The organism is Pseudomonas sp. GXM4, assembly GCF_008923895.1.
Classification (GTDB): Bacteria; Pseudomonadota; Gammaproteobacteria; order Pseudomonadales; family Pseudomonadaceae; genus Aquipseudomonas; species Aquipseudomonas atacamensis.
This window is the reverse complement of the sequence record NZ_WBRZ01000257.1, coordinates 1-7,755: the sequence shown is the minus strand read 5'-3', so window position 1 is coordinate 7,755 and position 7,755 is coordinate 1. Positions and strand designations below refer to the sequence as shown.

The 7,755-nt window shown below is 62.6% G+C and carries 7 protein-coding genes; 5 read left to right on the top strand and 2 right to left on the bottom strand.

Annotated elements, in window-relative coordinates; translation table 11 throughout:
- Nucleotides 1-239: 239 nt before the first annotated feature.
- From paoA to paoC, 3 genes are read left to right on the top strand one after another with little or no spacing between them, the layout of a single operon-like run.
- On the top strand, nucleotides 240-863 hold the full coding sequence (paoA, locus tag F8N49_RS22880; RefSeq protein ID WP_073471203.1) for an aldehyde dehydrogenase iron-sulfur subunit PaoA: 624 nt from the start codon (nucleotides 240-242) through the stop codon (nucleotides 861-863).
- A complete protein-coding gene (locus F8N49_RS22875; protein WP_151552706.1) occupies nucleotides 860-1,816 on the top strand; it encodes a xanthine dehydrogenase family protein subunit M in 957 nt (318 codons plus the stop codon). The genes paoA and F8N49_RS22875 overlap by 4 nt, the downstream gene beginning before the upstream one ends.
- The gene (gene paoC, locus F8N49_RS22870; protein WP_122747300.1) at nucleotides 1,813-4,011 is read left to right on the top strand and encodes an aldehyde oxidoreductase molybdenum-binding subunit PaoC; all 2,199 of its coding nucleotides are present in this window, start codon (nucleotides 1,813-1,815) and stop codon (nucleotides 4,009-4,011) included. The genes F8N49_RS22875 and paoC overlap by 4 nt, the downstream gene beginning before the upstream one ends.
- Before the next feature lie 337 nt (nucleotides 4,012-4,348).
- Here the strand turns inward: paoC and F8N49_RS22865 are convergent, their stop codons facing one another.
- The gene (locus tag F8N49_RS22865) at nucleotides 4,349-4,825 is read right to left on the bottom strand and encodes a cupin domain-containing protein (protein ID WP_073471205.1); all 477 of its coding nucleotides are present in this window, start codon (nucleotides 4,823-4,825) and stop codon (nucleotides 4,349-4,351) included.
- A gap of 96 nt (nucleotides 4,826-4,921) precedes the next feature.
- Here F8N49_RS22865 and F8N49_RS22860 point away from each other — a divergent pair, with 96 nt between their 5' ends.
- On the top strand, nucleotides 4,922-5,815 hold the full coding sequence (locus F8N49_RS22860; RefSeq protein ID WP_151552704.1) for a LysR family transcriptional regulator: 894 nt from the start codon (nucleotides 4,922-4,924) through the stop codon (nucleotides 5,813-5,815).
- A gap of 6 nt (nucleotides 5,816-5,821) precedes the next feature.
- Here F8N49_RS22860 and F8N49_RS22855 read toward each other — a convergent pair whose 3' ends face one another.
- Nucleotides 5,822-6,781: an aldo/keto reductase gene (locus tag F8N49_RS22855; RefSeq protein ID WP_177180892.1), complete on the bottom strand. Its 960-nt coding sequence runs from the start codon at nucleotides 6,779-6,781 to the stop codon at nucleotides 5,822-5,824.
- Nucleotides 6,782-6,892: 111 nt separating this feature from the next.
- Between F8N49_RS22855 and F8N49_RS22850 the strand changes: the two genes are divergently transcribed.
- On the top strand, nucleotides 6,893-7,663 hold the full coding sequence (locus F8N49_RS22850; RefSeq protein WP_122698667.1) for an alpha/beta hydrolase: 771 nt from the start codon (nucleotides 6,893-6,895) through the stop codon (nucleotides 7,661-7,663).
- The last annotated feature ends 92 nt before the right edge of the window (nucleotides 7,664-7,755 follow it).

Below are 7,755 nucleotides of genomic sequence, written 5' to 3'. Positions count from 1 at the left end.
GGAGTGTCAGTCGAATCAGTATTAACTGACACACCGCTATCGCGAGCAGGCTCACTCCTACAGGGTTTTTGTGTGATCTGCGGATTGATGAGCTGCGCACATAACTCTTTAGCGCAAATCCGACAAAACCTTTTCCCTCCCGCTGCGGTCACTCTTTTTACGAGACTGGCATGCATGCCGGCGCGCCCGTTTGGGCCTTTTGCAATCCTGCCGCCCGATGAGAGACAAGGAATCGAACCATGCCGATTTCCCGACGCAATTTCATGATCCTCGGCGCCGTAACCGCGACGGCGTTCGCCATGCCCCCCTTTATCAGCCTCAAGGCCTACGCGGCCAGTCTGGAGCAACCGGCCATGAGTAAAGTGACCCTGCAAGTCAATGGTAAACCGCAAACCCTCGAAGTAGACACTCGCACTACCCTGCTCGACGCCCTGCGCGAACACCTGCACCTGACCGGCACCAAAAAAGGCTGCGACCACGGCCAGTGCGGCGCCTGCACGGTGATCGCCGACGGTCGGCGGATCAATTCCTGCCTGACCCTCGCAGTCATGCACGACGGCAGTGACGTGACCACCATTGAAGGCCTCGGCATGCCGGACAAGCTGCACCCGATGCAGGCCGCGTTCATCAAGCACGACGGTTACCAGTGTGGCTATTGCACCCCAGGGCAGATCTGCTCGGCGGTCGCCGTGCTCAAGGAAATCCGCGACGGCATTCCCAGCCACGTCAGCCCAAGCCTTACCGAGCCGCCGAAGCTGATCGCCGCCGAACTGCAGGAGCGCATGAGCGGCAATATCTGCCGCTGCGGCGCTTACTCGAACATCATCGAAGCCATCACTGAAGTCGCGGAGGTGCCGGTATGAGAGCCTTCAATTACAGCCGCGCCGACTCACCTGCCGCAGCCGCTTCCCAGGCTGCGCAAGTCGAAGGCGCCAAGTTCATCGCCGGCGGCACCAACCTGCTCGACCTGATGAAACTCGACATCGAAACCCCGGTACACCTGATCGACATCAACCACCTCGGCCTGGACCAGATCGAAGCCACGCCCGAAGGCGGACTGCGCATCGGTGCGCTGGTACGCAACACCGATTTGGCCGCCGACGCGCGCGTGCGCAAGGACTACGCCCTGCTCTCCCGCGCCTTGCTTGCCGGGGCCTCCGGGCAATTGCGCAACATGGCGACCACCGCCGGTAACCTGCTGCAACGCACCCGCTGCCCGTACTTTTACGACACCCACCAGGCCTGCAACAAACGCAACCCCGGCAGCGGCTGCGCGGCGATCGGTGGCGTGACCCGGCAACTCGGAATCATCGGCGTCAGCGACGCTTGCATCGCCACCCACCCGAGCGACATGGCCATCGCCATGCGCGCGCTGGATGCGCAGATCGAAACGGTCAAGCCTGACGGCAGCACGCGCAGCATTGCCATGGCCGATTTCCATCAATTGCCGGGCAACACGCCGCACATCGAAACCAGCCTCACACCCGGTGAATTCATCACCGCAGTGACCTTGCCGGCGCCGGTTGGCGGCACGCACATTTATCACAAGGTCCGCGATCGCTCGTCTTACGCGTTTGCCCTTGTTTCAGTCGGTCTGATCCTGCAAAAGGACGGCACCGGCCGCGTGGCCGTCGGCGGCGTTGCGCCGAAACCGTGGCGGGTCGAAGCCGCTGAAGTGCTGTTGCCCAAGGGCGCCAAAGCAGTCAGCGAACGCCTGCTTGAGGGCGCGACACCCACCGATGACAACCAATTCAAACTGACACTGGTCGAGCGCACGCTGGCTTCGGTGTTGGCGCAAGCGAGGGAAACCGCATGAAATTCGACACGCCCGCCACCACCAATCCCATCGACCGCCTGAAGGTCGTCGGCCAGCCCACCGAGCGCATCGAAGGCCCGTTGAAAACCAGCGGCCAAGCCACTTACGCCTACGAGCAACATGAGGCGGCAGCCAATCAGGCCTACGGTTTCATGGTCGATTCGGCGATCGCCAAAGGCCGGATCAAAGCCATTCATCTCGACGAGGCCAAAGCCGCACCCGGCGTACTCGCAATCGTCACTGCCGAGAACGCCGGCAAGCTCGATAAAGGTGATTACAACGCCGCGCATCTGCTCGCCGGTCCCGAAGTGCAGCACTATCAGCAAGCGGTTGCATTGGTGGTTGCCGAAACCTTCGAACAGGCCCGCGCCGCCGCGCAACTGGTCAGGGTCGATTACGAGACCAGCGAAGGCAAGTTCGATCTGGCCAGCGTCAAAGACCTCGGCGTCGAGCCGAAAGACGAGCTGCCGGACGTCAATCACGGCGACTTCGACAAGGCCTTCACCGCCGCGCCGGTGCAGTTCGATCAAACCTACACCACGCCAGACCAGTCCCACGCGATGATGGAACCGCACGCCACACTGGCCGCGTGGAAAGGCGATCAGCTGACCGTGTGGACGTCGAACCAGATGGTCGCCTGGAGTGTCGGTGACATTGCGAAAACCCTCGGCCTGCCGAAGGAAAAAGTCCGATTGGTCTCGCCGTACATCGGCGGTGGTTTCGGCGGCAAACTATTCATCCGCGCCGACGTGATTCTCGCCGCTCTCGGCGCGCGCATGGCGGGGCGGCCGGTGAAAGTCGCCCTCGCCCGCCCGCAAATGGCCAATAACACCACCCATCGCCCGGCTACGATTCAGCGCATCCGCATGGGCGCAACGGCGGACGGCAAGCTGACCGCCATCGCCCATGAAGGCTGGTCAGGCAACCTCGCTGACGGCAAGGTCGAACTGGCCGCGCAACCGAGCCAGTTGCTCTACGCCGCAGAAAACCGCCGCGTCAGCATGCGCCTCGCACCGCTCGACCTGCCTGAAGGCAATGCCATGCGTGCGCCGGGTGAAGCGCCGGGGCTGATGGTGCTGGAAATCGCCATGGACGAAATGGCCGAACAACTGAAGATGGACCCGGTGCTGTTCCGCATCGCTAACGACACTCAAGTCGACCCGGTGAAAACCGAGCGGCCGTTCTCCCAACGCCAACTGGTCAAATGCCTGCAGATCGGCGCGGAGAAATTCGGCTGGGATCAGCGCAAGGCGCAACCGGGCAGCCGTCTTGAAGGCCGCTGGCTGATCGGCATGGGCGTGGCGGCGGCGTTTCGCAACAACCTGCTGGTCAAGTCCGGCGCCCGTGTGCGCCTGGAGCGTGACGGCAAGGTCGTTGTTGAAACGGATATGACCGATATCGGCACCGGCAGCTACACGATCATTGCGCAGACCGCTGCCGAGATGATGGGCGTTGGCCTCAATGATGTGGTGGTGCGTCTGGGCGATTCGGACTTCCCGGTGTCGGCCGGTTCCGGTGGCCAGTTCGGCGGCAACTGCTCGACCGCCGGGGTCTACGCTGCGTGCGTGAAATTGCGCGAAGCGGTGGCGGCCAAGCTCGGGCTGGCGGCGGATCAGGCGGAGTTTGCCGATGGACAGGTGCGGGTCGGCAGCAAGAGCCTGCCGCTGCGCAACGCGGCTGAAGGCGGCGCGCTGGTCGGCGAGGACAGCATCGAGTTCGGTGATCTGGCCGAGAAATATCAGCAATCGACCTTCGGCGCGCACTTCGTCGAAGTCGCCGTCGATGCCGCCACTGGCGAAGTTCGCGTACGGCGAATGTTGGCGGTTTGCGCTGCGGGGCGGATCCTCAACCCAACGTCGGCGCGCAGTCAGGTGATCGGCGCGATGACCATGGGCGTCGGCGCGGCGTTGATGGAAGAGCTGGCGGTGGACAAGCGCCTGGGCTTTTTCGTCAACCATGACCTCGCCGGATACGAAGTGCCGGTGCACGCCGACATACCGCATCAGGAAGTGATCTTCCTCGAAGAAACCGACCCGATTTCGTCGCCGATGAAGGCCAAAGGCGTGGGTGAATTGGGGATTTGCGGCGTGAGCGCGGCGGTGGCGAATGCGATTTACAACGCCACCGGCGCGAGGGTGCGGGAGTATCCGATTACGCTGGACAAGATTCTTGATTCGTTGCCGGAGATGATCTGAAGCGAAAAGCCCCTCATCGGAACGCCGCCCGCCTAGCCCTCTCCCAAAGGGAGAGGGGACCGATCCGGGTATATTCAGGATGTGCAGCGACGTGAAAGTCTTCTGTGTATCCATAATCGCAACGACAAGTTCAGGTCGATGCACATCGCAAAACACCTCGGTCGGCTCCCACTCCCCCGGGAGACGCCTGGGGTGAGTCGCATGCTGTTAGCGCACCTGCATGGGGTGCTAGGGGTCGAGTGGATTCACCACCACGCTTGCAGAATGCCGAACGTCTCGAGCATCCCCCAATCGGCTCCCTCTCCCTCGGGAGAGGGCTGGGGTGAGGGGCGCGGTTTCACTCGGTCTTTGGATATTGCTCATCACTGACCTGCTCCATCCAGTCCACCACCTTGCCATCCAGCACTTCGGCAATCGCGATATGACTCATCGCCGTCGTCGGTGCTGCCCCGTGCCAATGTTTGGCGCCCGGGGCAATCCACACGGTATCGCCCGGGCGGATTTCACGAACCGGCTGGCCCCACTCCTGCACGAAGCCTGCCCCCGAGGTGACGATCAATGTCTGCCCCAGCGGATGGGTATGCCATGCAGTGCGCGCGCCCGGCTCGAACGTTACGGTCGCACCACTGACCCGCGCCTCATCGGTGCCTTTGAACGGCGCATCCACCCGCACCGTGCCGGTAAACCAGTCAGCCGGTCCTTTGGCCGACGGTTGCGAGCCATTCGGTGTGACCGTGACACGCGGATTTTCAGTGGCCTGCACCTCACCAGCCAGCAGCGAAAGCGTCAGTGCGGAAGCAGCAATCGGGTTCATGGCGTTTCCTCCAATAAATGATGCAACCACTGTAGCGATCCGCACTCTTCGGATAATCGACTAGAATCCGAAAAAACTTATGCAGGACAGTCATCAATGCTTCGGGAAAACGCCACCGACCTGCTCGCCTTTCTCGCCGTCGCCCGTGAACGCAGTTTCACCAAGGCTGCGGCCAAACTCGGCGTGTCGCAATCGGCGCTCAGCCACACCATTCGCAGCCTCGAGGCGCGACTCGGCCTGCGCCTGCTGACCCGCACCACGCGCAGCGTGTCGCCGACCGAGGCCGGCGAACACTTGCTGCAAACCATCGGCCCGCGCTTCGAGGAAATCGAGGTGGAACTGGCCGCCCTGAGCAACCTGCGCGAAACCCCGGCGGGAAAGATCCGCATCAGCGCCACCGACCATTCGCTGAACTGGATCCTGCGTCCGGTGTTGCAGGATTTCCTGCCGCAATACCCGGATGTGGCCGTCGAGGTTTGCTGTGACTATGGTTTCGTCGACATCGCCGGCCAGGGCTTCGATGCCGGTGTGCGCCTGGGCGAGGATGTCGCCCAAGGCATGATCGCCACCCGTATCGGTCCGGACATGCGCATGGCGGTGGTCGGCTCCCCCGCCTATTTCGCCCGGCGCCCTGCGCCGCAAACCCCGCGCGACCTGACCGACCACGCCTGTAACAACCTGCGCCTGCCAACCAATGGCGGACTGTATTCGTGGGAGTTCGAAAAGGACGGTGAAAGCCTGAAAGTGCGCGTTGCCGGGCAGGTCACCCTGAATGGCGTGTACCCATTGCTCGACGCCGCACTGGACGGTTTCGGGCTGAGCTACATCCCGGAAAACGTCGTCGCGCCGTTTCTCGCCGACGGCCGCCTGGTCCAGGTGCTGGGAGACTGGTGCCCGACATTTTCCGGTTATCACCTGTACTACCCGAGCCGACGCCAGGCAGCGCCGGCGTTTGCGTTGTTGCTGGAGGCGTTGCGCTATCGCAGTTGACCCGGCTCAGCCCAGCAACGCAATCAACTGATGCCGCTGCGCATCGGTCAGCATCGGCCCAAAACCGGCTCCTGCGTTGTCAGCCATGTAGCGCGGATTGCTGGTCCCGGGAATCACACAGGTCACCGCCGGGTGCGCCAAGAGAAATTTCAGTGCCAGTTGCGGCCAACTGTTGACCTGTACATCCGAGACCCACGCCGGCAGCGGCTTGCCTTTGAGCCGGGCGAGCAAATCGCCGCCGCCAAACGGCCGATTACAAATCACCGCGACCCCACGCTCGCGGCACAGCGGCAGGATGCGTTTCTCGACCGCACGATCATCCAGAGCGTAGTTGATCTGCAGAAAATCCAGCTTCTCGGCTTTCAGCACGGCCTCGACATCGTCATAGGCCGACGAGGTGTAATGGGTGATGCCGATGTAGCGAATCCGCCCCTGCTCCTGCCATTCGCGCAGGGTCGGCAAGTGGGTTTGCCAGTCGAGCAGGTTGTGAATCTGCATCAGGTCGATGCGCTCGGTTTGCAGCAGTCTGAACGACTGCTCCATCTGCGTGATGCCCTCCTTGCGCCCGCGCGTCCACACCTTGGTAGCGAGAAAAGCCGGCGAACGTGGTTCGTGGATCGACAGCAGTTCACCGGTGGTTTGCTCGGCGCGGCCGTACATGGGTGAGCTGTCGATCAGCGTGCCGCCCTTTCTGAACAGCGCTTCGAGGACGGCGGGCAACTGCCGGTAAACCGGATCGCCCGGGGCGACGTCGAAACCGCGATAGGTGCCCAACCCGACCATGGGCAGTGCCTCGGAGCTGGAAGGGATGGCGCGGGTCTGCATGGTCTGGTCTCCTGCCGTGGGCGGCGCAGTGGCGGTCGGCGCTACGCTGCCGGCCAACGCCCGATCAATGGTGAGCAGCGCCGCAGCTTGGGCAGCCAGCGTGAGCAAGCGGCGACGTGAGTACCCCTCAGTGTGGCGCATGCGAGTCCTCCTGCTGCGCGGATCTGTTGCACGGTGTGTGCGCCGGCTGTCAGGCGCAGTCGCTGAACTACACTGCCACAGCCAACGTCTCTCCCCGTTAAAAGTAGCCGAATGTCCCGAACCCTGATGTCACTCGTCGTTTTCATCATTGCCGTGTACCTGGTGCTGTGCGCCGCGCTGTTCGTGTTTCAGCGCTCGCTGATCTGGTTTCCCCAGCCTGCCGGCGTGGTTACAGCGGACTCGCGAATGAAACTGTCGATGCCGGATGCCGAGGTCTGGGTGACAACCCGAGAGCGCAGCGGATCGCGGGCGCTGATCTATTTCGGCGGCAATGCCGAGGACGTCTCGCGCAATCTGCCGGAATTCACTGAGGCGTTTCCTGGCTACGCGCTGTATTTCCTGCATTACCGGGGTTTTGCTGGCAGCACCGGCTCGCCATCGGAAGCCGCGATTGCCGAAGATGCGCTGGCACTGTTCGATCAGGTCTATGCCAGCCACCCGCAGATTGCAGTCATCGGACGCAGCCTCGGTTCGGGGGTGGCGGTGCGCCTGGCCAGTCAGCGGCCGGTGCAGAATCTGATTCTGGTGACGCCGTTCAACAGCCTCACGGAAATCGCCGCACGGCAATACCCATGGGTGCCGGTGAAATGGTTGCTCAAGGATCGTTTTGAATCGGGCAAGTACGCAGCGCATATCCGCACGCCGACATTGCTGTTGGCGGCCAGCGATGACGACGTGATTGGGCGCAGCAGCACGCAGCGCTTGTTCGAGAGTTTTCCTGCGGGCGTGGCGACGCTGAAGGTGGTGCCGGATTCGGGGCACAACTCGATATCCGAGCGGGGGGAGTATTTGCGGTGGATGGGGGATGTGCTGAATCGCTAGTGGTTGTTTGCCAGTGATAGAGGGGTTGACCGGGGCGGCGTCTTCGCGAGCAGGCTCGCTCCCACAGTTGTTCCGAGTACGCCGTAAGCGCG

What these genes read in the sequence shown, in the direction of transcription:
- paoA (WP_073471203.1), top strand. Translation starts at nt 240, where the DNA reads ATGCCGATTTCCCGACGCAATTTCATGATCCTCGGCGCCGTAACCGCG.
- F8N49_RS22875 (WP_151552706.1), top strand. Translation starts at nt 860, where the DNA reads ATGAGAGCCTTCAATTACAGCCGCGCCGACTCACCTGCCGCAGCCGCT.
- paoC (WP_122747300.1), top strand. Translation starts at nt 1,813, where the DNA reads ATGAAATTCGACACGCCCGCCACCACCAATCCCATCGACCGCCTGAAG.
- F8N49_RS22865 (WP_073471205.1), bottom strand. Translation starts at nt 4,825, where the DNA reads ATGAACCCGATTGCTGCTTCCGCACTGACGCTTTCGCTGCTGGCTGGT.
- F8N49_RS22860 (WP_151552704.1), top strand. Translation starts at nt 4,922, where the DNA reads ATGCTTCGGGAAAACGCCACCGACCTGCTCGCCTTTCTCGCCGTCGCC.
- F8N49_RS22855 (WP_177180892.1), bottom strand. Translation starts at nt 6,781, where the DNA reads ATGCGCCACACTGAGGGGTACTCACGTCGCCGCTTGCTCACGCTGGCT.
- F8N49_RS22850 (WP_122698667.1), top strand. Translation starts at nt 6,893, where the DNA reads ATGTCCCGAACCCTGATGTCACTCGTCGTTTTCATCATTGCCGTGTAC.